The sequence below is a fragment of the Kitasatospora sp. NPDC088134 genome (assembly GCF_044741705.1).
Taxonomy (GTDB): domain Bacteria; phylum Actinomycetota; class Actinomycetes; order Streptomycetales; family Streptomycetaceae; genus Kitasatospora.
Genome location: NZ_JBIUTD010000001.1, coordinates 852,549 through 875,483, shown reverse-complemented (window position 1 = coordinate 875,483; position 22,935 = coordinate 852,549). Strand labels below are relative to the sequence as shown.

Below are 22,935 nucleotides of genomic sequence, written 5' to 3'. Positions count from 1 at the left end.
CGAAGTTCGCCCCGGCGCGTGGCGGAAGTGCGCCATCGCGTTCAGGCCACCGGGCGGCGGGGGAAGGAACCACCACCATGCTCGACGCATTCGCAGTGCTGGGCCTCGGCCGTCCCGACGGCCAGGTGTACGCCGCACTGGTCGTCGCACCGCAGTCGACCGCCCAGGAGCTCGCCGAGCACTGCGGCCTCACCCTGGAGCAGTGCCGGGACGCCCTGGACCGGCTCGCCGAACAGGGCATGGCGACCCGCGCCCCGGTCGACCGGGAGCGCTACCTGTCGGTCGCCCCCGACGTCGCCATCGGCACCCTGATCGGCCACCGCGAGGCCGAACTGCGCAGCGCCCGCGCCGAGATGCACCGGCTGATGGACGCCTTCCGGGAGGCGTCCCGGTACACCGACCCGGCGCACTCGGTGGAGGTGCTGACCGGCGGCGAGGCGATCGCCCAGCGGCTGGAGCACCTGATCGAGACCAGCCAGTACCAGATCCGCGGCTTCGACTGCCCGCCGTACGTGCAGGACCCGACCGTCCAGCAGCCCCGGCAGCGGGCCAAGCTCAAGGCCGGGGTGCGGATCCGCACCGTCTTCGACAAGGAGGCGATCGCCTGGCCCGGGCGGCTGGAGCAGGAGATCCTCACCGGTGTCGAGGACGGCGAGGAGGCCCGGGTCCGGCCGGTGCTGCCGATGAAGATGATGATGGCCGACGACAAGATGGCGATCATCCCGATCAGCGTCGGCGACAGCGTCCTGGACGCCGCCTACGTGATCCACCCGTCGGCGCTGCTGCAGGCCCTGGACGCGCTGTTCGAGGCCGAGTGGGAGCGGGCCGTGCCGCTGCAGACCGTGCTCGGCGACGGCGAGGGCCCCGGCCCGGACTCCGACCACCTGAAGCTGCTCGGACTGCTCGCGGCCGGCCTCACCGACGAGTCGATCGCCCGCTCGCTCGGCTGGAGCGCCCGCACCACCCAGCGCCGCCTGCAGGGCCTGATGCGCGAGCTCGGCGCCACCACCCGGTTCCAGGCCGGCATGGCGGCCCGCGAACGCGGCTGGCTCTGACCTCCCGGCACAACGGCCCCCGGACGGGCCGCCAGGGGGCCCTGACGGCCCTCCGGCGGCCCGGTTGAGGGTGCGTCAGCTCCAGGGCAGCAGCGCGGCCCAGCGCCCGTCCGGGCCGCGCTCCAGCCGCTCCAGGCCGACCACCGCGGTGCGGTTCAGCCGCCCGTAGACGTGCGGGAACAGCACGTCCTCCCGGACCCCGGGCGGCGGGCCGCCGGTCGCCGCCTCCCACTTCACCATCGGCTCCACCAGGCGCTCCTCGATCAGCAGGGCCATCAGCGGGTCCGGGGCGTCCCGGAAGAACAGGTTGGCCACCGCCAGCGCCGTCTCCTCGTCGGGGGAGCAGTGCAGGAAGCCGTCGGAGAGCAGCGAGGCGGCGGTGTACGGCCGGCCCGGGTCGCGCAGCCAGTCGTCCAGCGGGGCGAGGTGGTAGATCATGCCTCCTTTTGTACCGGAGCGGACCCGGCCCGGGCGGGAGCGCGGCGGGGGCGGTTCAGGGGGCGGTTCACAGGCCCGCCACCTTCGCCGCCGCCGCGATCTCGTACACCAGCGTCACCGTGCGCCGCCCGCCCGGCGGCAGCGGCACCTCCCAGCGGGCGATGCCGTCGGCGTCCAGCTCGTCCGGCGGCGGTGAGCAGTGCTCCTTGCGCAGCCGCACCTGGACCGCCGACACCTCCGACACCGGGACCCGCTCACGGACCGTCACCACCCGCTCGGCGGCCTCCTCCGGCGGCGCCGCGTGCGACAGGTGCAGCCGCACCGTGCGCGTCACCAGCGTCCGCTGCCCGCCCAGGCCCGTACCCTCCCGGCGCTCCTCCGCCTCCCGGACCACCCGCAGCCCGTCCGAGGAGCCGAACGCCAGCCGGACCGGCGCGCCCGGCGCCGCGAACTCCAGCGCGCCCCGGCCGACGTGGCCCGAGCCGCGGACCAGGTCCACCGGGCCCGCCAGCAGCGCGTGCCCCGAGGCGTTGCGGAACGACACCACCTCCGTCACCGCCTCCGACAGCTCCGGCGCCGCCGCGAACTCGCTGCGCGCCGCCGTCTCGAACGCGCTCACCGGCAGCCGGTGCGCCCGCCCGTCCGAGGGCACCGACACCGGCCCCTCGACCCGCAGCACCCGCACCTCGCCGCCGTCGTCCACGCCCGGCAGGCCCGGCTCCAGCGGCCCCGCGTCGGCGACCGCCTGCTCGCGCAGCTCCACCTCCACGGTCTTCTTCTCCTGCGCCGAGCGCTCCCGCAGCACCAGCCGGTCCTCGGCCAGCGCCGGCGGCTCGCCCGCCAGCGCCGAGCGCGCCGTCGACAGCGTCAGCCGCACCCCCGACCAGTCCTCGCCGGTGCGCTGCCACACCACCGCCCCGGTCTCCAGCCGCAGCACGCCGCCGACCAGCTCCGCCCGGTACGCCGGACGCCACAGCGCGCACGCCGTCAGGTGCCCCACCCGGGCCAGGAACCGGCCCGGCGCCGCGCACTCCACCGCCAGCTCGACGAACGCCAGCAGCTCGGCCGGCTCCTCCTCGGCCCGGTCCAGCGCCTCCTCGGCCGCCGCCAGGTCCGCCACCAGCTCCACCGAGCGCACCCGGGAGGCCCGCAACTGCTCCCCGTACGACTCCCGCTCGGCGTCCACCCGGTCCAGCTCCCTGGTCCAGCGGGCCTGCTCCGGCTCGCCGAGGCCCGCGGCCTCGCCGATCTCCCGCAGCAGGTCCGCCGCCAGCTGCCCGAGCAGCGCCAGCCGGGCCTGCAGCCGCTCCTGGCGGCGCTGCTCGGCCAGGTGCTCGCGCTCCAGCTCGTGCACCCGGCGGCGCAGCGCCGAGTCGTCCGGCCCCGGCGCGACCGGCGCCGGCGGCTGCCAGGACCGCACCAGCCGCACGTCCAGCACCTTCGCCGCCGCGGCCGGGCCGCCGTCGGCGTCCAGCAGCGCCGCGTGCAGCGAGCGGTCCACCGCCAGCGCCGACACCGGCCCCAGCCGCAGCCGGTGCGCGCCCGCCGCCAGTTCCAGCCCCGCCGTCCGCTCCACCTGCGCCCGGTCCTCCAGGCAGGTGACCGCGGTCACCGGCAGGGCGATCGCCTCGTCCGTCACGTTCAGCTCCTCCGGTTCCCGCCGACCACGGCCCGGCCGGCCGGGATGTGCACCACGTAACCGCCCGTCACTTCCACCGTCCCGCCGGGCGGCACCACCACCCGGCGCAGCCGGGCCGAGGCCGGGACCTCGGCGGACGGCTCCCGCGGCGGGGACCAGCCCGGCCGCTCCTCGATCCGCACCTCCGGGTCGGCCGACACCGGCACCCGTTCGCGGACCTCCACCGACGCCTCGTGCGGCAGCCGGTTCACCAGCTCGATCCGCACCCCGTGGTCCAGCACCGTCGTCGACTTCAGCACCCCCGACGTCGACTCCCGCAGCTCGGTGTGCCGGGCCACCCGCAGCTCCTCCGCCCGGCCCAGGCCCAGCTCCCGCACCCCGCCCGGCGCCAGCGTCGGCAGCCCCGCGGTCAGCAGGAAGTCGCCGTCCACCGACACCTCCACCGGCCCGGCCAGCAGTGCGTGCGGCGTCGCGTTCGACAGCTCCAGCACCCCGTACACCGCCTCCTCCACCGACGGCACGCACACGTAGCTGCTCGCCGCGCCGACCGTCAGCTCCGCCACCGCCACCGTGTGCCACACCCCGTCCGACGGGATGTCGGCCGGGGCCGCCGCGTCGTACCGGTGGTCGAACGAGCCCGCCGACAGGCGCGGCGGCGCCCCGAACCGCGGCAGCGGCAGCAGGCCCACCGCCTCCGCCTCGCGCAGCGCGGCCCCGCCACCGCCGCCGCCCGGCCGCACCGGCTCCGGGAACAGCCGGCCGCGCCGGAACGACGCCTCCTCCGGGCCCGCCAGCACCATCGCCGGATAGTCCAACTGGTCCTCCGAGGGCAGCGGGCCGGCCGGCTCCGACGGCTCCGACGGCTCCGGCGCGGGGGCGCCCCGGTGGGCCTCGTCCGCCAGGAACGCCGCCGGGGCGGCCGCTCCGTACGCCATCGGCGCGGGCGGCGGCACCGGCGCGGGCATCGACGCGGGCATCGACGCCATCGGCGGCAGCGGCGGCGGGCCCGCGAACGACGGCGGACCGGCCGGCCCCTGCGGGGCGAGGCCCGGCGCGGGCGGCGCGCCGCCGATCCGGGCCCGCTTCGCCGCCGGGCGCGCCTGCGGCTGCGGGTGCGGGTGCGGTTTCGGCTGCGGTCCCGGGGCCCCGCCGCCCGCCGCCGACACCGGCACCGCCAGGGACTCGCGCACCTCGCGCGGCGCCGGGCGCGCCGACTGGGCGTCCTGCCAGCCGCCGAACAGCTCGTCCAGGCCGGCCGGCTGCGCCCGCCAGCCCGACGGCGCCACCGGCTCCTGCCGCCGCCCGATCCGCAGCGAACCCAGCTTCGGCAGCGCGTTCGACCTGGTCAGGTCCGCCGTCGACAGCGCCAGCCGCACCCCCGACCAGTCCTCGCCCGTCCGCTGCGCCACCGAGGCCCGCAGCACCAGCGACGCCGAACGCTCGCCCCGGCGGTGCGCCAGCCGGTACGTCGGCACCCACACCGCGCCCGGCACCGCGTACTCCACCTCCAGCTCCACCGGGCCCTCGCCGCGTACCGACAGCACCGCCCGCGCCGCCGACTCCACTCCGCCGGGCCGCTCGGCGCTCGACCGGCGCTGCGCGGCCGCGAACGCCACCTCGAAGGCGTGCTCCGCCTCCCGCACCCGCTGCGCCAGCTCCACCGCGCGCTCCTGCAGCACCGCCAGCCGGGCGTCCACGAACTCGGCCAGCGCCAGCACCGCGTCCGCCGGGGCCCGGCGCAGGCCCCCGTCCTCGCGCCGCGGCGGCGGCACCGGGCGCAGCCCCGCCACCTCCGCGATCCGCTCCTCCAGCCGCCGGTGACGCTCCGTCAGGCGGTCGCGCTCCGCCGCGAGCTCCGCCAGCTCCCGCTCCCAGCCCGGCCGGCCGTCCTCCGCGCGGAGCTCCTCCACCGGCTCCAGCCGGGCCTCGGCGACCCGCGCCCCGCCCGAGACCACCCGCACCCGCAGCGACCCCGCCGCGGCGAGCCGCGGCAGCCCCGCCACCCGCACCCGCCCGTCCGCCGGGACCACGCCCGCCGTCCGGCGGCGGCACACCGCGCCCACCGCGTGCACCACCACCGAGTCCAGCCTCGACTCCCACACCGCCTGCTGCCCCGCCACCTCGCCCCCTTCGCCACGGGCCCGTGCCCCGGACCCGGGCGCCCAGTCTGCACCCAACACCCGTCACCGGACGCGGATTTCCGCTGCGCGTCGGCCCGGGCGGCGCCCCGGGGCGGTCTGCGGGCGCCCGCGCCGGTGCGAGACAGCCGGTGCGAGACAATGGGGCCGCCAGCCTCCGCCCGACCGGGAGACGAGAACCCGCCATGCGCACAGCCGCCGTCATCGGCACCGGACTGATCGGCACCTCCGCCGCGCTCGCCCTCACCCGCCGGGGCATAAGCGTGCACCTGGAGGACGCCGACCAGGACGCCGCCCGCACGGCCGCCTCGCTCGGCGCCGGCACCACCGACCCCGCCGACGGCCCCGTCGACCTGGCGATCGTCGCCGTCCCCCCGGCCTTGGTCGGCAAGGTCCTCGCCGACGCGCAGCGGCGCGGCCTGGCCCGCGCCTACACCGACGTCGCCAGCGTCAAGGCCGGGCCGCGCGGCGAGATCGCCGCGCTCGGCCTCGACACCGTGCACTACATCGGCTCGCACCCGATGGCCGGCCGCGAGCGCTCCGGGCCGCTCGCCGCCACCGCCGACCTCTTCGAGGGCCGCCCCTGGGTGCTCACGCCCACCGCCGACACCGACACCGGCACGCTCAACGCCGCGCTCGAACTCGTCGCGCTGTGCGGCGCGATGCCGATCGTGATGGACGCCGCCGACCACGACCGGGCCGTCGCGCTGGTCTCGCACGCCCCCCAACTGCTCTCCTCGCTGCTCGCGGCCCGGCTCGAACACGCCGAGGAGACCGCCGTCCGGCTCTCCGGGCAGGGCGTGCGCGACGTCACCCGGATCGCCGCCTCCAACCCCGCGATGTGGGTCGACATCCTCTCCGCCAACGCGGGCGTGGTCGCCGACGTGCTGGACGACCTCGCCGCGGACCTCGCCGAGACGGTCGCCGCGCTGCGGGCGCTGCAGACCTCCGACGAGGGCGCCCGCCGGGCCGGCGCCGCCGGGATCGAGGCCGTCATGCGCCGCGGCAACACCGGGCAGGCCCGCATCCCCGGCAAGCACGGGGCCCCGCCCACCCGCTACGAGACCGTCACCGTCGTCCTCGGCGACCAGCCCGGCGAACTCGGCCGCCTCTTCGGCGAGGTCGGCGCCCTCGGCGTCAACATCGAGGACGTGACGATCGAGCACTCCACCGGCCAGCAGGTCGGCCACGTCCAACTCGCCGTCGCCCCGACGGTCGTCCGCGCCCTGACCGCGGGCCTGCGCGAACGCGGCTGGGGCGTCCGGGACTGAACAACCCGCTGCGCGGGGGCGGGCGCGGGGGATTTTTGGGGTGGGGTGGCCTGCGGCCCGGTGGCGGGCGGGGCCGGAGGATTTTTGAGGTGGGTTCGTTCGGGCCTTTGCGGCTCGCCGCAGGCGGGTGCCGGGCGGGGACCACCCGCTGCGCGGGGCGGGTGCTGGGCGGGGGCGGGGAGCTGTGGCGTGGGGTGTGGGGGCGGGTCCATTAACCTTGGGGGGAGTGCTTGTGCTGTGAGAGAAGAGGTTCGTCCCGTGGACAGTGTCGACCGAGCGTCGAGCGGCCCGGTCGTCGTCGCCATCGACGGGCCCGCGGGGTCCGGGAAGTCCACCGTTTCGCGGGCGGTTGCCGCGCGGCTCGGGTTGAGCTTCCTGGACACCGGCGCGATGTACCGGGCGATGACCTGGTGGATGCTCGCCAACGGGATCGACGTGGACGACCCGGAGGCGGTGGCGATCGCCTGCGGCAAGCCCGTCATCGTCTCCGGGACGGACGCCGCCGGCCCGACCATAACGGTCGACGGGCAGGACGTGTCCGGGCCGATCCGGGGGGCGGAGGTGACCGCGGCGGTGAGTGCCGTCGCGGCGGTTCCCGCCGTCCGGGCCCGGCTGGTGGAGTTGCAGCGGGGCTGCGCCGCGCACGCCGCGACCGGGATCGTCGCCGAGGGCCGGGACATGGGCAGCGTGGTGTTCCCGAACGCCACGGTGAAGGTGTTCCTGACCGCCTCGGTGCGGGCCCGGGCCGACCGGCGGGCCGTTGAGCTGCGGGCCAAGGGCGTCGACGAGGCGACCATCGCCGAGATGGCGGCCGACCTGGCCCGCCGGGACGCCGCGGACTCCTCGCGGGAGACCGCCCCGCTCACCCAGGCCGCCGACGCGGTGCTGGTGGACACCAGTGAACTCACCCTCGACCAGGTGATCGGCACGATCACCGACCTGGTCGAGCGGAAGGCCGGCCTCACCGCCGCCTGATCGAACGACCGGACCGAACAACCGGACCGAACGACCGGACAGACCGGTCTGCCGGACCCATCCGACAGACCGACCGACAACGCTCCGACCGCGCGAGATCCGCACGGTTCGCGCTGCCCCGAGCGGGCAGGTACGCACGGCACGCCCCTGGGAAGGGCCGGGCCGGGAAACGGAAATATTGCAATGAGTAACGACACGACTTCGCACGGCGAGCTCGGCGACGCCGAGTACGCCGAGTTCATGGCGCTGGCCGCCGAGGAGGGCTTCGACACCGACGAGATCGACGCCGACCTGGACGGTCACGGCCCGCTGCCGGTGCTGGCCGTCGTCGGCCGGCCGAACGTCGGCAAGTCGACCCTGGTCAACCGCATCATCGGCCGCCGCGAGGCGGTCGTCGAGGACCGCCCGGGCGTGACCCGGGACCGGGTCAGCTACGAGGCGATGTGGGCCGGGCGCCGGTTCAAGGTCCTCGACACCGGCGGCTGGGAGCTGGACGTCCTCGGCATCGACGCGATGGTCGCCGGCCAGGCCGAGCTGGGCATCGAGCAGTCCGACGCGGTGCTGTTCGTGGTGGACGCCACGGTCGGCGCCACCGACACCGACGACGCGCTGGTCAAGCTGATCCGCCGCTCCGGCAAGCCCGTGGTGCTGTGCGCCAACAAGGTCGACGGCCCGTCCACCGAGGCCGAGGCCGCCTACCTGTGGTCGCTCGGCCTGGGTGAGCCGTACCCGGTCTCGGCGCTGCACGGCCGCGGCTCCGGCGACCTGCTGGACGCCGTGCTGAAGGTGCTGCCGGAGGCTCCGCCGCAGCTGTTCGGCGACGGCCTGGCTCCCGGCGGTCCGCGCCGGGTCGCGCTGATCGGCCGCCCGAACGTCGGCAAGTCCAGCCTGCTGAACAAGGTCGCGAACGAGGACCGGGTGGTGGTCAACGAGCTGGCCGGCACCACCCGCGACCCGGTCGACGAGCTGATCGAACTGGGCGGCAAGACCTGGAAGTTCATCGACACCGCCGGTATCCGCCGCCGGGTCCACCTGACCTCCGGCGCCGACTTCTACGCCTCGCTGCGGACCTCCGCCGCGCTGGACAAGGCCGAGGTCGCGGTCGTCCTGATCGACGCCGGCGAGACCCTGACCGAGCAGGACACCCGGATCATCTCGATGGCCGTCGAGGCCGGGCGCGCCGTGGTCATCGCCTACAACAAGTGGGACCAGCTCGACGAGGAGCGCCGGTACTACCTGGAGCGCGAGATCGAGCGCGACCTGGTGCAGGTCCAGTGGGCGCCCCGGGTGAACGTCTCGGCGAAGACCGGGCGCCACATGGAGAAGCTCGTCCCGGCGATCGAGACCGCGCTGGCCGGCTGGGAGACCCGCATCCCGACCGCCCGGCTGAACGCCTTCCTGGGCGAGCTGGTCGCCGCGCACCCGCACCCGATCCGCGGCGGCAAGCAGCCGCGCGTCCTGTTCGGCACCCAGGCGGGCACCCGCCCGCCGCGGTTCGTGCTGTTCGCCACGGGCTTCCTGGAGGCCGGCTACCGCCGCTTCATCGAGCGCCGCCTGCGCGAGGAGTTCGGCTTCGTCGGTACCCCGATCTCGATCTCGGTCCGGGTCCGGGAGAAGCGCAAGCGCAAGTGACCGGCCACGCGTGACGGCGTGACGGCAGCACGGCAGACGGCAGTGGGCCGCGGACGGACGTCCGCGGCCCACTGCCGTGTGTACGGGGCCGGTCAGGCCTCGCGGCCCGGCGGCAGGGAGAGCACCGAGCGGTGCCGCCCGCCGGTGCCGCCGCCGGTACCGCCGCCCGTGGTGCTGCCCGCGGCGGGCGGCACCGGGCCGAGGTAGCCGGAGGCCACCCAGCCCTGGCCGGTCCCGTTCGCCTGCGCGGGCATGAACTGCGGGGCGCCCGCGACCTGCCCGGCGTACGTCTCGAACACCTGGTGCTGCGGGTGGTCGGGGCCCTCGCGCCGATCGGCCTCGCGCCGGTCGGCCTCGCGGGGCTGCGGGTCGCGGACCGCGAAGCCGGTGAACCGCAGGCCCTCCTCGCCGGAGCGGTCGCCCGGCAGCGCGCGGAACAGCCGCCGGTACTCGGAGTACAGCGTGTCGTAGATCGGCGTGGGCGACGCCGGGTGCTCCGCGTCGTACGACGGGCGCATGCTCGGGATCGACCGGCCGGCGCCGACGCCGAACGGACCGGTGGGGGTGGGGGGACGGCCGGGGGAGGCGAGGTCGTAGCTGTACACGTAGGAGCCAACGAGCGAAACCGGTTCGGGATGCGGGGGCCCCGCCCCCGGCGCTATCCCACCGGGTGCCTCCTGTGCCTGGTCAGCGGCCGTTCCGGCGGCCGCCACCGGGGAGTCGTCGGGCGTCCCGGTGGCGGCCGGGTCGTTCACGGGGTCGGTCATCGGCCCGGCCCGCTCAGGTGCCGGCCAGCGGCAGCATGCCCGCGGCGAGCAGGCCGCCGGCGGCGGCCCGGTCCATGGCCAGGCGCAGCAGGTCCTCGCGGGGCTGGCGGCCGATGGTGCCGGCCGGCACCGCGTACATGATCACCTCGGACTTGCGGGCCGCGGCCGCGCGCCAGCCCGGGGTGACCTGGAGCGGCTGGTGGGCCTGCCACCAGGCGGCGGAGCCGCCGGTCGCGGAGGGCTGCAGGATCGCGTGCAGCTGGCCCATCGCCATCAGCACCGACCAGCCGGCCCGCGGCCGGACCGGCGCCCGGTTGACGTCCGTCACCAGCTGGAAGCCGTGCTCGGTCAGCAGCGAGAGGAACTCGTCCTGGCCGACCGCGCCGCCCGGGCGGCCGACCGGGCCGGTCGGCTCGACCACCAGTGCGGCGTGCTGGGTATCGCCGCACAGCACGATGCCGCAGGTCACGCCGAGCACCGCGGGCTGCGGCTGGCCGGGCGGGGGCGTCGGCGAGGCGGTGATCGGCTCCGGGACGGCCACCTGTACGGCCTGCTGCGGCACGGCCTGCTGCGGCACGGCCGGCTGCGGCAGGGTCGGCTGCGGCAGGGTCGGCACGGCCGGCGCGGGCTCCGGGGCGAGCGGCGCCGGGACCTGGGCGGCGGGGGCCGCCCCGGCCTGTCCGATCGACTCGACGGCGCCGCGCAGCTGCTGCTCGTCCACCGGCACCACCTGGGAGGGGACGCAGCGGGCGTGCGCGAAGGCCAGGACGGCGGTCTCCTCGCCGACGAACAGCACGGTGCTGGTGGGCTCGCGCAGCGAGTCGCCCGGTTGTCGGCAGGAGGTGCAGTCGTACGCGTCGGGGGCGTGGGCGCCCGCCAGCAGGCTCTCGGCCTCGTCGTCGCCGATCTCGGCGCGTACGTCCTCGCTCACCTCAAGCATGCGCGACACAAAAGACTCCTCGTTCGCCCTGACGTTCCGGGTGCCCCGGATCGGGACGTTCCGGGTGCGCGGCGCGGGGCGCGCCGACCGCCATTACCAACGGGAGGTTGTGGCTGGAGTCACGGGTCCGGGGCCGGGCGACGGGTTTTGCGCGGCTGATGACTGCTCTGTGTGTCCGGATGCTCACATTCTGTCGATGCTGTGCCCGAGGTCACACCGGTGAAACTGTGACCGGGGCCATATGCACAGAAGGTTTGATCTTGGGAAAAGCGGACAAATCGGTCATTTAATCTCGAAGTGCTTGATCAATACCGCCGGTAACGCCGCTTTGACCTGGAACAACCCGAAACTGTTTGGCGCTCGGGGAGCCGAATCGTAGGTTTTTGGCCGGTGCAACGAGCACCTCCCGGGTTCACCCCCGACGCACGGACCCCGCCCCGGCTCACCCCGGAACGCGGGCCGAGCGCCCACCGGCGCGACGGCAGCCAGCCGCCGCCGGGGATGCGGACAGGTGGCCGGGGCGACCGGCGGCACGTCCGACACGTGCACCGTCGCCCGCCGGAATTCGGCAGCGAGCACGGCCCCGCAGGGGCCTGGTTCCGCCTGCCCCTCCCGGGAATGTCGAGAGGAATCTCATGATCTTCCGTAACGAGACCGCCGCTGCCACCACCACCCCCAAGCGCAACCGCGTCCGCGCGGCTGTCGTCGGCGGCGCCCTGCTGGCCGCCCCGGTGGCCGGCCTCGTCACGGCCAACACGGCTTCCGCCGCCGACGTCTCCACCTGGGACAAGGTCGCGCAGTGCGAGTCGACCGGCAACTGGTCGATCAACACCGGCAACGGCTTCTACGGCGGCCTGCAGTTCACCTCCTCCACCTGGGCCGCCTTCGGCGGTACCGCCTACGCCCCGCAGGCCAACCAGGCCAGCAAGGCGCAGCAGATCGCCGTCGCCGAGAAGGTGCTGGCCTCCCAGGGCCCCGGCGCCTGGCCGGTGTGCTCGGTCCAGGCCGGCCTGACCAAGGGCGGCGCCGCCGCCCAGGTCGACACCTCCGCCCCGAGCAGCACCAACTCCTCGAAGTCGACCTCCAACTCGAACGCCGCCTCGGGTTCGAACTCCGCGAAGTCGAACAACGCGGCCAAGGACAACAACGCCAAGGCGTCCCGCTCCGAGACCCGCGCCCAGGCCCCCAAGGCCGCCCAGGACGCCCCGAAGCAGGACAGCAAGCCCGCCGCGAAGAGCACCAAGTCCGCCCCCGCGGCCACCAACACCGCCAAGTCCGGCAACACCTACACCGTCAAGGCCGGGGACACCCTCTCCAGCATCGCCGGCGGCCTGGGCGTCGACTGGCACGACCTGTACAACGGCAACGCCGGTGTCGTCGGAGGCAACCCCGACCTGATCTACCCGGGCCAGGTCCTGTCCGTCTGACCCACCCCCGGAAGCACCGCTTCCCCGGGACCGCCCAGCGCGGCCCCACCCTGTCGGCGCGAAGCCGCCACCCCGCCCCGGGGTGGCGGCTTCCGCCGTTCCCGGGGGCTTTGGTCGTTCCCGGGGCGCCCCGTCGCCCGGCGGGGGTGCTCGGCGTCGCCCGGGTGGAGGTGCTCGGCGGGTGGCCGCGCCGGTGCGCTGCGTAGCGTCGAGGGATGCGGATACCCCTCACCGGCCGGAGCCTGCTCGCCCTGGCCCTGCTGCTCCCCGCCGCCGGCACCCTCGCCCTCGCCCGGCAGCCCACCCCCGACGCCGTCTGGGACCGCCTCGCCGACTGCGAGAGCAGCGGCGACTGGCAGGCCGACACCGGCAACGGCTACTACGGCGGACTCCAGATCTGGCCGCCCACCTGGCGGGAGGCCGGCGGCCCGCGCTACGCCGACCGCCCCGACCGGGCCACCCGCCGCCAGCAGATCACCGTCGCCGAGGAGATCCTGCGCCGCCAGGGCTGGCGGGCCTGGGGCGGCTGCGCCCGGGAGATCGGCATGCTCAAGTAGCGGGGCGCGGGGAGGGCCGCACCCCTGGAAACTGCCTCACCAGGCCCGGCCCTCCGGCAGGTACGCCAGGCCCGGGGCGGACAGGTGCGGCACCCCGAACACCTCGGTGCCCTCCTCCGGAGCCGCTCCCGGCCGGTCCGTCCGGAGGGTGAAGCGCAGCAGCTCCCACCGGTCCGGGTCGAGCGCCAGCAGCGCGGTGTGCACCCCGGGCTCCCGGGCCGCCTCGCGCAGCCGCTCGACCTCGCGCTCCACGTACCCGGCCAGGGCCTGCGGGCCCCCGCCGACCGGGACGGCGCTCCGGCTGCGGACCGCCGAGGCGGGCGCCGGGGCGTCCCGCTCGCCGGTGCGGGCCGGCCCGGCGAACTGGGCGAGCACCGTCCAGTGCCGCACCACGGGGCGGCCGAAGTCCCGGACGATGTTCTCGAACCCGCCGCCGCCGACCAGGAACCGGGCCAGCTCCCCGTCCGAGCGCCACACGTAGAACGGCGCGTACTCGTTCACCGGGGAGCCCGCCGTGCCGCGCTCGCGCAGCAGCCACGCCTTGAAGCCGAGCCCCGCCCGGTCGTCCAGCAGCGGGGCGCCGGCCGCGATCCGGCGGCGGACGACATCCAGGTCGTAGTCGGCGGGCAGGGTGATCGCGTACTGCTTCGCTTGCACGGTCGGGACGCCTTCCGGGTCGGGGGTTTACGGCTGCGGGGTTTACGGCCGAGGGGGTTTGCGGCCGAGGGGGTTTGCGGCTGCGGTGGGTTTACGGCTGTGGCGGTTTGCGGCTGCGGGGGAGGCTCACGGCTGCGGGGGAGGGGGGGAGCAGGGCGAGCAGGCCGGTGACCGCCCGGTCGAACGGGCCCGGGTCGTCGGCCGCGCGGGCCAGTACGTAGCCGCCCTGGAGCACGGCGACGACGGTGGCGGCCGTGGCGTCCGGGTCGAGGTGCGGCGGGAGTTCGCCGGACGCCAGGCCCTCGGCGAGAACCTCGGCGAGGCGGCCGCGCAGCCAGCCGAGGGTCTCCTCGACGGGCGCGCGCAGCACCGGATCGGCCATCACGTCCGGGTCCTGGGTGAGCCGCCCGACCGGGCAGCCGCGCAGCACCTCGCGCTCCCGGCGCAGGTACGCGGTGACCCGTTCGACGGCGGTGCCCGGCCCAGCGAGCAGTTCCTCGGCGACGGCCCGCAGCTCCTGCGCGGTGCGGGTGATCGCGGCGAGCGCCAGCTCGGGCTTGCCCGCGAAGTGGTGGTACATGCTGCCCTGCCCGGCCCCGGCGCGCTGCTGGATGGCGCGCGGGCTAGTGCCGGTGTAGCCGCGCTCCCAGAGGAGTTCGCGGGTGCTCTCGATCAGGCGGTCGGCGGTGCCGGGCACACTCGGGACGGTCATGCCCGGCACTGTACATACCAGTAGGTACAGCAGAACACCCCCGACGGGACGTCAGTTCGGCTCAGGCCGCAGCGAGTTCCGCCCGGGCGGCCCGCACCCCCGGCCCGACCAGGCCCGGCAGCGCGGCCGTCGGGAAGCGGCCCAGCAGGGCGGCCTCCACCAGCTCGGCCGGGACGGGCTTGCCGAGCTCGGTCTCGAAGGCCCGCAGGTAGTCGCCCGTCCACCCGATCGGCTCCGGCCCGGCGGCGTCCGGGCGGCGGTGGCCCGGGACGGTGCGCAGCGGCTCCAGCGCGGCCATCTCGTCCAGTAGGTCGATCCAGGCGATGCGCTCGGCCGGGCGCGGGGTGTCGGCCAGCCACAGGTGGACGTCCTGCCGCAGCAGCGGCCCGCCGAGCAGCGTCCGGCTGCGGTGCTCCCACAGGTAGTGCCGGTCGGGCAGGCCGAGCGAGGCCCCGCGCAGCTCCAGCCGGTGGTCCTCCAGCTCGACGGCGTCCTCCGGCAGCGGTTCCAACGCGACCAGTCGGGACGGGAGTTCGGCCCCCAGACCGGCCCAGCCGGCCCGGACGGCGGCGTGCTCGCGCTCGATCCGGGCCAGCACCGAGGCGGGCGCGAGGAACCGGGCCTCCGGGAACGCGTCGCGCAGCACCTCGGCGGCCAGCCAGGAGTCGGCGGCGTGGTCCGCGACCAGTACCGCCGCGAGTCGGCGCCCCGAGCGCTCGACCTCGCGCACCAGCCGCCGCCCGTCCGAGAGCCGCAACCCCGCACCCACCAGCACGGCCCGGTACTGCCCGAGCACCAGCACCACGGCCTTGTGCAACGAGGCCGCGGGCAGGTCCACCACACGGAACTCCAGCGGATGCATCACGCCTCCTCGGCGAGCCGGACGACAGCCCCTTCCCAGGGTCCGCCGGGGTGGCGCGCCGCGCATGCGGGGGAGCGAGGGGGCGGGTGGGGGGCTCCGGCGGGGGTGGTCTGCTGCGTGTGCGAGGAGGCGGGTGGGGGCTCGGTCGGGGCGGTGGGTCGTGCAGGTGGGGAGCGGGCGGGCGGGCCGGGGTGTGTCGGGGGGCGGTGGGAGGATGGCGGGGTGCGAGGCGGCGGGGTGTTCGTCGGGGAGTTGTTCGGGCGTGGGCGGGAGGAGCCGGTGCCCGGGGTGGTGCTGCTGCCCGGGTGGTTGGGGGCGGCGGAGCAGCGGGAGCTGGTGGCGGCGTGCCGGGAGTGGGCGCGGGCGCCGGCCGGGATGCGGGCGGTGCGGCTGCCCTCCGGCGGGGTGATGTCGGCGCGGACGGTCTGCCTGGGCTGGCACTGGTACCCGTACGGCTACGCGCGGACGGTGGTGGACGGCGACGGCGCGCCGGTGAAGCCGTTCCCGCCGCTGCTGGACGCGTTGGCCCGGCGGGCGGTGCGGGAGGCGTACGGGGAGGACGGCGGCGGGGTCGCGGGCGCGGCCGGGTACGTGCCCGACGTCGCGCTGGTCAACCACTACCCGCACGGTGCGCGGATGGGCCTGCACCAGGACCGGGAGGAGCGGGTCGACGCCCCGGTGGTGTCGCTGTCGCTGGGCGACGCCTGCGTGTTCCGGCTGGGCGGCACGGAGAGCCGGACCGGGCCGTGGACGGACCTGGAGCTGCGCAGCGGCGACCTGCTGGTGTTCGGCGGCGCGGCCCGTTTCGCGTACCACGGGGTGCCGCGGACGCTGCCCGGCACCGCCGACCCGGAGCTCGGTCTGACGGGGCGGCTGAACATCACGGTGCGGCAGTCCGGGATGGCCTGAAGGCCGTGCGGGGCGGTCGGGGTCGGGCGTTTCCCGTTGCCGGTCGAGCCGGTGCGGAAAGCCGTACGGCCGGGGGGGGGGGGCCGGGGGGGGGGGGGGGCCCCCCCCCCGCGCGCGCCCCGCCCCCCCGGGGGGGGCCCCGGGGGGCGGGCGGGGGGGGGGGGGGGGGGGGGGGGGGGGGGCGGGGGGGGGGGCGGGGCGGGGGGGCCCGGCGGGGGGGGGGGGGGGGCGCCCGGGGGGGGGGGCCGCCCCCCCCCCGGCCGTACGGCCCGGCGCCCGCGTGCGGGCCCCGGTGCCGGTGTCAGCAGCTGGTGTTCCAACCGCCGCCCTGGTCGGCGCCGTTGCTGTAGTTGTGCCAGTCGGAGTCGAAGAACACGCTGCAGCCGTTCTCCAGCCGGAGCCAGCCGCGGGCCTGGAACACCTTGCCCGAGTTCAGCGACACGTAGCCGGTCTGGGCGGCGTACTCGGTGCCGTACCCGCGGGTGTCGCCGTGCAGGATCTGGCCGTTCTGGTCGGCGATGTCGACCGCGAGCCACCACCGGGTGGGCACGGAGCGCAGGTTGATGATCGCCGCCTCGGTCGCGTACTTGCAGTCGTCGTACACCAGCTCGATGGCGAACGCGGGCGACCCGCCCATGTAGACGTAGTGCTCCCCGGGCATGACGACGGGGCCGTGGCACGACTGGGGGAGGACCGCGGCGGTGCTCGCGCCGGCCGACAGGGTGGTCAGGCCGACCGCGGACATGGCCACGACCAGGAGGCGGACGAAACTGTTCCTGAGCAGTGGACGGTTCTTGGCGCGCATCTGGTCTTCCTCCGTGGAGCGGGCGGTCTTTGGACGACGACCATCCTCGGCGCGGTGGGTAGGGCACTCCACTGCGTGCCCTTTGCGTTTTCCTGGCGCTTGATCACGACAGGCCCTACTGTCGTGCCAGCGTCAGATCGAGGGCCGGCGGGCCGGCCCGGACTGCCGCGCGGAGGACATGGGCAGGGGGACGTCGGTGGCCGGGGGTTTCGGGGCGATGCTGCGGGAGCAGCGTCGGCGGGCCGGATTGACGCAGGAGGGACTCGCCGAGTTGGCGGGGGTCTCGGCGCACGCGATCAGCATGCTGGAGGCCGGACGGCGGCGGCCGCGCCTGTCGTCGGTCACCCGGCTCGCGGTGGCGCTCGGCCTGGACGCCGCCGCCCAGGGGCGGCTGCTGTCCGCGGCGGAAGGCACGACGGAAGGCCCGACGGGAGGCGCGGCGGACACCCCGGCGGCCGCCACGACCGAGCCGCCGGGCCGTGCCCGTGGCGCGTCGCGCTGCCAACTTCCTGCCGACACGCGGCTGTTCACCGGCCGGGCGGAGGAGATCGACCGGCTGCTCGCGCTCGCCCGGGAGGCGCCCGCGGGCAGCGACGCCGGGATGGTGGTGATCTCGGCGATCGACGGGATGGGCGGGGTCGGCAAGTCCGCGCTGGCCGTGCACGCCGCGCACCGCATGCGCGGGAGCTTCCCCGACGGGCAGCTCTTCGTCGACCTGCACGGCCACACCCCCGGGCTGGCGGCCCTGGCCGCCGAGGACGCGCTGGACTGGTTCCTGCGCTCGCTCGGCGTGCCGCCGCAGCTGATCCCCCGGGACCTCGGGGAACGCGCCGCGTTCTACCGCGACCGCCTCGCCGGCACCCGCACGCTGATCGTCCTCGACAACGCCGTCAGCACCGCGCAGGTCCGTCCGCTGCTGCCCGGCACCCCCGGCTGCCTGGTCATCGTCACCAGCCGCAAACGCCTCACCGGCCTGGACGACGCCCACACGCTCGCCCTGGACACCCTCGCCCCGGCCGAGGCGGCCGCGCTGCTGCACCGGGTGGCCGGTCCCGGCCGCGTCCCGGACGGCCACCCGGCCGTCGCCGAACTGGCCGCCCTGTGCGGCCACGTGCCGCTGGCCGTCCGGATCTCCGCCGCCCGCCTGCGTCACCGCCGCGCGCTGCGCATCGAGGACCTGGTCGACGAACTGCGCGACGAGCACGGCCGCCTCGACCGGCTCCGGGACGAGGGCCGCAACCTGGCGGCCGTCTTCGACACCTCCTACGCCGCCCTGCCGGAGGCCGAGCAGCACCTCTTCCGCCGCCTGGGCCTGGTCCCCGGGCCGGACTTCGACGCCTTCGCCGCCGCCCACCTGGCCGGTGCCGACCACCGGACGGCCGAACGCCTGCTGGAATCCCTGCTGGACCACAACCTACTCACCCAGCACGTCCCGGGCCGCTACCGGTTCCACGACCTGGTCGGCCTGTACGCCCGCACCTTGGGGCACGCGGACGGCGCCGAGGAGGCGGAGCGCGCCGCCGCGCTGGAGCGCCTGCTGGACCACTACCGGTACACCGCCGGCGAGGCCGACCGCCACCTGGCCCACCACGGCCGCCCTGGCCCGCCGCGCCCCGCCGCGACCCCGGCCGGCGCGCCCGCCCTCCCGGACCGGGACAGGGCGCTGGCCTGGATGCGGAGCGAGCGGGACAACCTGCTGGCGGCCGTCGCCGTCGCCGGCCCCCGGCACCTGGTCGACCTCTCCGCCGCCCTCGCCGCCTTCCTCCAGCAGGAGGGGCCGTGGCACCAGGCCGCCGCCCTGCACCGCACCGCCGCCGCCACGGCCCGCGAGCTCGGCGACCGGTCCGGCGAGGCGGGCGCCCTGGCGGACCTCGGGCGGGTCCGGCACGCGCTCGGGGAGTTCCAGGCAGCCTGCGGGCTGTACGAGCGCGCCCTGGCCGTCCATCAGGAGCTCGGCGACCGGTCCGGGGAGGCGGGCGCGCTGGAGGAGCTCGGGCGGGTCCGCTACGTGCTCGGGGAACTCCAGGTCGCCGCCGGCCTGCACGAGCGCGCCCTGGCCGGCTACCAGGAGCTCGGCGACCGTCTCGGCCAGGCCGGTTCGCTGTGGAGCATCGGCCGGGTCCGGCACGCCACCGGGGACTACCCGGCCGCCGCCGACCTGCTGGAGCGGGCGCTGGAGATCCACCAGGACCTCGGCGACCGGCACGGCGAGGCGAACACCCTGTGGGACCTCAGCCGGGTGCGGCACGCCACCGGCGACTACGCCGCCGCCGGGAGCCTCCAGGAACAGGCCCTGACGATCATGCGGCAGCTGGGCAACCGCCACGGCGAGGCGAACGCCCTGTGGAACCTGGGCCGGGTGCGGCTCACCACGGGGGACGCGGCCGCCGCGGCCGCCGCGCTGGAACGGGCCCTGGAGATCTACCTCGACCTGGGCAAGCGCGACGGCGAGGCCTACGCCCTCAAGGACCTGGGCCGGGTCCGGCACGCCACCGGGGACCACGCGGCCGCCGCCGACCTGCTGGGCCGGGCCCTGGACATCTTCCGGAAGGTCGGCCAGCGCTACGGCGCGGCCAACGCCACCCACGACCTGGGCCGGGTCCGGCACGCCACCGGGGACCACGCGGCCGCCGCCGACCTGTTCGCGCAGGCGCTGGCCTTCTTCCGCGAGGTGGGGGACCGCCAGGGCGAGGCCGAGGTGCTCACCAGCACCGCCGCGCTGGCCGCCGACACCGCCGGAGCCCCCGGGGCGCCGGCCCTCTACCGGCAGGCCCTGGACCTGGCCCGGGCGGCGCACAGCCCCCTGGACGAGGCCAGAGCCCTCGAAGGCACCGCCCACTGTGCCGCCCGGGCCGGCGACCACGCCGCCGCCCTCGCCGCCCTCCGGCCGGCCGTCGCCCTGTACCGGCGCCTCGGAGCCGCCGAGGCCCCGGCCGCGACCGCCCGCCTGCGGGCCCTGGAGGACGGCGCCGACCGGAGCTGAGGGGCGGTTTCGGTCACGGCCGGAGGGCGGTGCCGGCCACGCTGGAAGAGGGTGTCAGCGTGCCGGAGGGCGGGAATGCGGGGTGGGCGCGGAGACTTGTGCTGGACGAGGAAAGGCGTTCGGCGGCACACCCTTGTCCGCCGGGCGTCCGGAGAGGGAGCGATACATGGGAACCCCCGTCGACCAGCTCGTCGACCTGCTCGACCTGGAGCAGATCGAGCTGAACATCTTCCGCGGCCGCAGCCCGGAGGAGGCACTGCAGCGGACCTTCGGCGGCCAGGTCGCGGGCCAGGCGATGGTGGCGGCGGGCCGCACGGTGGACGAGGACCGGCCGGTGCACTCGCTGCACTCGTACTTCCTGCGCCCCGGCGTCCCGGGCGTGCCGATCGTCTACCAGGTCGACCGGATCAGGGACGGGCGCTCCTTCACCACCCGCCGGGTACTGGCCATCCAGGGCGGGCGGTCGATCTTCGCGCTGACCGCGGACTTCCACAAGCCCGAACCCTCCGGCATCGAGCACCAGTTCCCGATGCCGGACGTCCCCGCCCCCGAGGACCTGCCGAGCGCGCTGGACGAGGTCGGTGCCCGGCTCGGCGAACTGCCGCCGTTCATCAGCCGCCGCCAGCCCTTCGACATCCGCTACGTGGACCGGCTGAAGTGGACGCGCGAGGAACTGGACGGCGTCGAGGCCCGCAGCGGGGTGTGGCTGCGGACCAACGGCGCACTGCCCGACGACCCGCTGATCCACGTCTGCGCGCTGACGTACGCCAGCGACATGACGCTGCTGGACGCCGTTCGCGCCCCCGTCGAACCCCTGTGGGGCGAACGGAACTTCGACCTCGCCTCGCTGGACCACGCGATGTGGTTCCACCGCCCGTTCCGGGCCGACGAGTGGCTGCTGTACCAGCAGGAGTCGCCGATCGCGCACGGCGCGCGCGGCCTGGCCCGGGGCGAGATCTACGACCGCAGCGGGCAGTTGGTGGTCTCCGTGATGCAGGAGGGTCTGTTCCGGCCGCTCGCCCGCCCCTGAACCCGCTCCGCCGCGGCCGACCGGACCGGCCGCAAGTTCCCTGCGGCACCGACGACTTGGGAGGCAGTCAGATGACCGACACCGCAGCCGAGAGCTGGCAGCGCTGGACGGAGTCGCGGAACGCCGCGGTCGGCGCCCCGCACGGGCCGCTGGCGCTGACCGGCACCCACTGGCTGGCGCCGGAGCCCGCGAAACTCCCCGGGCTGCCCGGCCGTTGGTGGGCCGAGGACGGGGCGGTCTGCGCCGAGCTGCGGCTCGGTGACGGCGTCCGGCTCGAACACGCCTCGGGGGAAAGGGAGTTGACCGGCCGGGTGGAGCTGCGGCCGGACATCGACCGGGAGCCCGGGATCGCCGTCCTGGACGAACTGCGGCTGGTGCCGATCGAGCGCGAGGGCGAACTCGCGCTGCGGGTCTTCGACCCCGCCGCGCCCGCCCGGGCCGCGTTCGCCGGGATCTCGGTCTACCCGTACGCGCCGGACTGGGCGGTGCCCGCCGTGTTCACGCCCTTCGACGACGGCGGGCAGGCCGTGCTGGTGGAGAACGCGGACGGCCGGGCCCGCCCGCTCGCCGTCGCCGGACGGATCGCGTTCACGCTGGCCGGGCAGCCGCACACGCTCACCGTCAGCGGCGAGGGCGGCCGGCTCAGCGCTGTCCTCGCGGACAACACCAGCGGCCGAGAGACCTACCGGTTCCGGTTCGTCACGCTGCCCGCGCCCGACGCCGAGGGCACCACCGTGCTCGACCTGAACCGGGCTTTCCTGCCGCCGTGTGCCTTCGCCGACCACTTCATCTGCCCGTTCCCGCCGCCCGGGAACCGGCTCACCGTCGCCGTCGAGGCCGGCGAACGGCACGTGGTCACCGTCTGAGCCGGCCCCGCAGTCGCTCCGGAGTGGTTGCGGGGCCGGCTCCAGGGTGGCTCCGGAGTGGTTTCAGGGTGGCTCCGGGTGGCTCCGGGCCGGTTTCTGGGAGCGCTCTCAGAACGGGGTGGCGGGCGCTAGGCTGATCGCCAGCGGAACTGCCGACCGGCAGCTGCGGACGGCGGAGAGGAGCCCACGGTGGCCGATGCACGGGCGGAGCACCGCCCCGGGAACGGCGCCGGCGCGGAACCGGGCGGCCGGCCCACCCTGGAGTCGGTGGCCGAACGGGCCGGCGTGTCCCGGGCCACCGCCTCCCGGGTGGTCAACGGCGGGGCGGGCGTGCGGGCCGCGCTCCGCGAGAAGGTCCAGCAGGCCGTCGACGAACTCGGCTATGTGCCCAACCTGGCCGCCCGCACCCTGGTCACCCGCCGCAACCGGGCGATCGGCGTGGTCGTCGCCGAACCCGAGGCCCGGTTCTTCTCCGACCCGTTCTTCGCCCAGCACCTGCGTGGCATCAGCCGCGAACTGGCCGCCGCCGACAACCAGATGGTGCTGCTGCTGGCCGAGGACGAGCAGGACCACGACCGGATCGGCCGCTACCTGGCCGGCGGCCACGTCGACGGCGTCCTGCTGTTCTCGCTGCACCGCTCCGACCCGACCCCCGCCACCGCGCACCGCCTCGGCCTGCCCTTCGTCATCGGCGGCCGCCCCGGGTGGCCCGGCGCCGAGTCCGACCGCGACCTGGTCTACGTCGACAACGACAACCGCGGCGGCGGACGGCTCGCCGTCCAGTACCTGCGCTCGATCGGCCGCCGCCGGATCGCCACCATCACCGGCCCGCTCGACCAGACCTCCTCGATCGACCGCCTCGACGGCTACCGCGACCTGCTGCCCGACGGCGACGCCGACCTGATCGCCGTCGGCGACTTCACCGCGGACGGCGGTGGCCGGGCGATGGCCGAACTCCTCACCCGGCGACCGGACTTGGACGCGGTGTTCGCGGCCTCCGACGCGATGGCCTCCGGTGCGATCCGGGTCCTGCGGGCAGCCGGGCGCCGGGTCCCCCAGGACGTCGCGGTGGTCGGCTTCGACGACGTCGAGTCCATCGCCGCCTGGACGGAGCCGCCGCTCACCACCGTCCGCCAGCAGATCGAGGAGATGGGCCGCCTGATGACCCGACTCCTGCTGCGCCGCCTCAACGACCCCTCGGCGTCCGCGCCGTCGTCGGTGATCATTCCGACGGAGCTGGTGATCCGCGCATCCGCCTGACGGCGGGTCGGT

At 76.0% G+C, this 22,935-nt stretch carries 20 protein-coding genes; 11 read left to right on the top strand and 9 right to left on the bottom strand.

The annotated features are described in order from the left end of the window. Positions 1–77 precede the first annotated feature (77 nt). Positions 78–1,055 (top strand): helix-turn-helix domain-containing protein, encoded by a 978-nt coding sequence (locus tag ACIOHG_RS03470; RefSeq protein ID WP_400703635.1) that lies wholly within the window; start codon positions 78–80, stop codon positions 1,053–1,055. Between the two features lie 75 nt (positions 1,056–1,130). Here the strand turns inward: ACIOHG_RS03470 and ACIOHG_RS03465 are convergent, their stop codons facing one another. The 3 genes from ACIOHG_RS03465 to ACIOHG_RS03455 form a co-directional block, all read right to left on the bottom strand. Continuing rightward, positions 1,131–1,493: a DUF952 domain-containing protein gene (locus tag ACIOHG_RS03465; RefSeq protein WP_400944763.1), complete on the bottom strand. Its 363-nt coding sequence runs from the start codon at positions 1,491–1,493 to the stop codon at positions 1,131–1,133. Positions 1,494–1,560: 67 nt separating this feature from the next. After that, positions 1,561–3,138 (bottom strand): DUF4139 domain-containing protein, encoded by a 1,578-nt coding sequence (locus ACIOHG_RS03460; RefSeq protein ID WP_400944855.1) that lies wholly within the window; start codon positions 3,136–3,138, stop codon positions 1,561–1,563. After that, positions 3,135–5,252, bottom strand: coding sequence for a DUF4139 domain-containing protein (locus ACIOHG_RS03455; protein WP_400944762.1), 2,118 nt, complete (start codon positions 5,250–5,252; stop codon positions 3,135–3,137). Before ACIOHG_RS03455 ends, ACIOHG_RS03460 begins: the two co-directional genes overlap by 4 nt. 203 nt (positions 5,253–5,455) lie before the next feature. Between ACIOHG_RS03455 and ACIOHG_RS03450 the strand changes: the two genes are divergently transcribed. The 3 genes from ACIOHG_RS03450 (at position 5,456) to der (ending at position 9,148) form a co-directional block, all read left to right on the top strand. Then, a complete protein-coding gene (locus ACIOHG_RS03450; RefSeq protein ID WP_400944760.1) occupies positions 5,456–6,541 on the top strand; it encodes a prephenate dehydrogenase in 1,086 nt (361 codons plus the stop codon). Positions 6,542–6,799: 258 nt separating this feature from the next. Beyond that, positions 6,800–7,516, top strand: coding sequence for a (d)CMP kinase (cmk, locus tag ACIOHG_RS03445; protein WP_400944759.1), 717 nt, complete (start codon positions 6,800–6,802; stop codon positions 7,514–7,516). 183 nt (positions 7,517–7,699) lie between these two features. Further along, entirely contained in the window at positions 7,700–9,148 is a 1,449-nt protein-coding gene (der, locus tag ACIOHG_RS03440; RefSeq protein WP_400944757.1) for a ribosome biogenesis GTPase Der, read from the top strand. Between the two features lie 92 nt (positions 9,149–9,240). Here der and ACIOHG_RS03435 read toward each other — a convergent pair whose 3' ends face one another. Both ACIOHG_RS03435 and ACIOHG_RS03430 read right to left on the bottom strand, forming a co-directional pair. Next, entirely contained in the window at positions 9,241–9,915 is a 675-nt protein-coding gene (locus tag ACIOHG_RS03435) for a hypothetical protein (RefSeq protein ID WP_400944755.1), read from the bottom strand. A 13-nt stretch (positions 9,916–9,928) separates the two neighbouring features. Beyond that, positions 9,929–10,855 (bottom strand): hypothetical protein, encoded by a 927-nt coding sequence (locus ACIOHG_RS03430; RefSeq protein WP_400944853.1) that lies wholly within the window; start codon positions 10,853–10,855, stop codon positions 9,929–9,931. Between the two features lie 635 nt (positions 10,856–11,490). On the opposite strand from ACIOHG_RS03430, the gene ACIOHG_RS03425 reads away from it, so the two are divergent. Continuing rightward, positions 11,491–12,282 carry a transglycosylase family protein gene (locus tag ACIOHG_RS03425; protein WP_400944753.1) on the top strand — a complete coding sequence of 264 codons (792 nt, stop codon included), beginning with the start codon at positions 11,491–11,493 and terminating at the stop codon, positions 12,280–12,282. 215 nt (positions 12,283–12,497) lie between these two features. Continuing rightward, on the top strand, positions 12,498–12,839 hold the full coding sequence (locus ACIOHG_RS03420; protein ID WP_400944751.1) for a transglycosylase family protein: 342 nt from the start codon (positions 12,498–12,500) through the stop codon (positions 12,837–12,839). A 36-nt stretch (positions 12,840–12,875) separates the two neighbouring features. Here ACIOHG_RS03420 and ACIOHG_RS03415 read toward each other — a convergent pair whose 3' ends face one another. The 3 genes from ACIOHG_RS03415 to ACIOHG_RS03405 form a co-directional block, all read right to left on the bottom strand. Then, entirely contained in the window at positions 12,876–13,496 is a 621-nt protein-coding gene (locus tag ACIOHG_RS03415; protein WP_400944749.1) for a DUF4865 family protein, read from the bottom strand. 91 nt (positions 13,497–13,587) lie between these two features. Next, on the bottom strand, positions 13,588–14,208 hold the full coding sequence (locus ACIOHG_RS03410; protein ID WP_400944747.1) for a TetR/AcrR family transcriptional regulator: 621 nt from the start codon (positions 14,206–14,208) through the stop codon (positions 13,588–13,590). Between the two features lie 61 nt (positions 14,209–14,269). Continuing rightward, positions 14,270–15,070, bottom strand: coding sequence for an MBL fold metallo-hydrolase (locus ACIOHG_RS03405; protein ID WP_400944745.1), 801 nt, complete (start codon positions 15,068–15,070; stop codon positions 14,270–14,272). A 222-nt stretch (positions 15,071–15,292) separates the two neighbouring features. Between ACIOHG_RS03405 and ACIOHG_RS03400 the strand changes: the two genes are divergently transcribed. After that, entirely contained in the window at positions 15,293–15,979 is a 687-nt protein-coding gene (locus tag ACIOHG_RS03400) for an alpha-ketoglutarate-dependent dioxygenase AlkB family protein (protein WP_400944743.1), read from the top strand. Between the two features lie 301 nt (positions 15,980–16,280). Here ACIOHG_RS03400 and ACIOHG_RS03395 read toward each other — a convergent pair whose 3' ends face one another. Further along, complete coding sequence (locus tag ACIOHG_RS03395; RefSeq protein WP_400944741.1) at positions 16,281–16,784, bottom strand: hypothetical protein; 504 nt, start codon at positions 16,782–16,784, stop codon at positions 16,281–16,283. Between the two features lie 178 nt (positions 16,785–16,962). On the opposite strand from ACIOHG_RS03395, the gene ACIOHG_RS03390 reads away from it, so the two are divergent. From ACIOHG_RS03390 to ACIOHG_RS03375, 4 genes are all read left to right on the top strand, one after another. Then, the gene (locus ACIOHG_RS03390; RefSeq protein WP_400944739.1) at positions 16,963–19,767 is read left to right on the top strand and encodes an ATP-binding protein; all 2,805 of its coding nucleotides are present in this window, start codon (positions 16,963–16,965) and stop codon (positions 19,765–19,767) included. A 166-nt stretch (positions 19,768–19,933) separates the two neighbouring features. Beyond that, positions 19,934–20,797 (top strand): acyl-CoA thioesterase, encoded by an 864-nt coding sequence (locus tag ACIOHG_RS03385; protein ID WP_400944737.1) that lies wholly within the window; start codon positions 19,934–19,936, stop codon positions 20,795–20,797. A gap of 71 nt (positions 20,798–20,868) precedes the next feature. Further along, positions 20,869–21,663, top strand: coding sequence for a DUF1684 domain-containing protein (locus tag ACIOHG_RS03380; RefSeq protein ID WP_400944735.1), 795 nt, complete (start codon positions 20,869–20,871; stop codon positions 21,661–21,663). A gap of 189 nt (positions 21,664–21,852) precedes the next feature. Next, entirely contained in the window at positions 21,853–22,923 is a 1,071-nt protein-coding gene (locus ACIOHG_RS03375; protein WP_400944733.1) for a LacI family DNA-binding transcriptional regulator, read from the top strand. Positions 22,924–22,935 lie beyond the last annotated feature (12 nt).

What these genes read in the sequence shown, in the direction of transcription:
- ACIOHG_RS03390 (WP_400944739.1), top strand. Translation starts at nt 16,963, where the DNA reads ATGGGCAGGGGGACGTCGGTGGCCGGGGGTTTCGGGGCGATGCTGCGG.
- ACIOHG_RS03395 (WP_400944741.1), bottom strand. Translation starts at nt 16,784, where the DNA reads ATGCGCGCCAAGAACCGTCCACTGCTCAGGAACAGTTTCGTCCGCCTC.
- ACIOHG_RS03385 (WP_400944737.1), top strand. Translation starts at nt 19,934, where the DNA reads ATGGGAACCCCCGTCGACCAGCTCGTCGACCTGCTCGACCTGGAGCAG.
- ACIOHG_RS03435 (WP_400944755.1), bottom strand. Translation starts at nt 9,915, where the DNA reads ATGACCGACCCCGTGAACGACCCGGCCGCCACCGGGACGCCCGACGAC.
- ACIOHG_RS03410 (WP_400944747.1), bottom strand. Translation starts at nt 14,208, where the DNA reads ATGACCGTCCCGAGTGTGCCCGGCACCGCCGACCGCCTGATCGAGAGC.
- ACIOHG_RS03430 (WP_400944853.1), bottom strand. Translation starts at nt 10,855, where the DNA reads ATGCTTGAGGTGAGCGAGGACGTACGCGCCGAGATCGGCGACGACGAG.
- ACIOHG_RS03380 (WP_400944735.1), top strand. Translation starts at nt 20,869, where the DNA reads ATGACCGACACCGCAGCCGAGAGCTGGCAGCGCTGGACGGAGTCGCGG.
- ACIOHG_RS03420 (WP_400944751.1), top strand. Translation starts at nt 12,498, where the DNA reads ATGCGGATACCCCTCACCGGCCGGAGCCTGCTCGCCCTGGCCCTGCTG.
- ACIOHG_RS03450 (WP_400944760.1), top strand. Translation starts at nt 5,456, where the DNA reads ATGCGCACAGCCGCCGTCATCGGCACCGGACTGATCGGCACCTCCGCC.
- ACIOHG_RS03405 (WP_400944745.1), bottom strand. Translation starts at nt 15,070, where the DNA reads ATGCATCCGCTGGAGTTCCGTGTGGTGGACCTGCCCGCGGCCTCGTTG.
- ACIOHG_RS03465 (WP_400944763.1), bottom strand. Translation starts at nt 1,493, where the DNA reads ATGATCTACCACCTCGCCCCGCTGGACGACTGGCTGCGCGACCCGGGC.
- ACIOHG_RS03470 (WP_400703635.1), top strand. Translation starts at nt 78, where the DNA reads ATGCTCGACGCATTCGCAGTGCTGGGCCTCGGCCGTCCCGACGGCCAG.
- der (WP_400944757.1), top strand. Translation starts at nt 7,700, where the DNA reads ATGAGTAACGACACGACTTCGCACGGCGAGCTCGGCGACGCCGAGTAC.
- ACIOHG_RS03425 (WP_400944753.1), top strand. Translation starts at nt 11,491, where the DNA reads ATGATCTTCCGTAACGAGACCGCCGCTGCCACCACCACCCCCAAGCGC.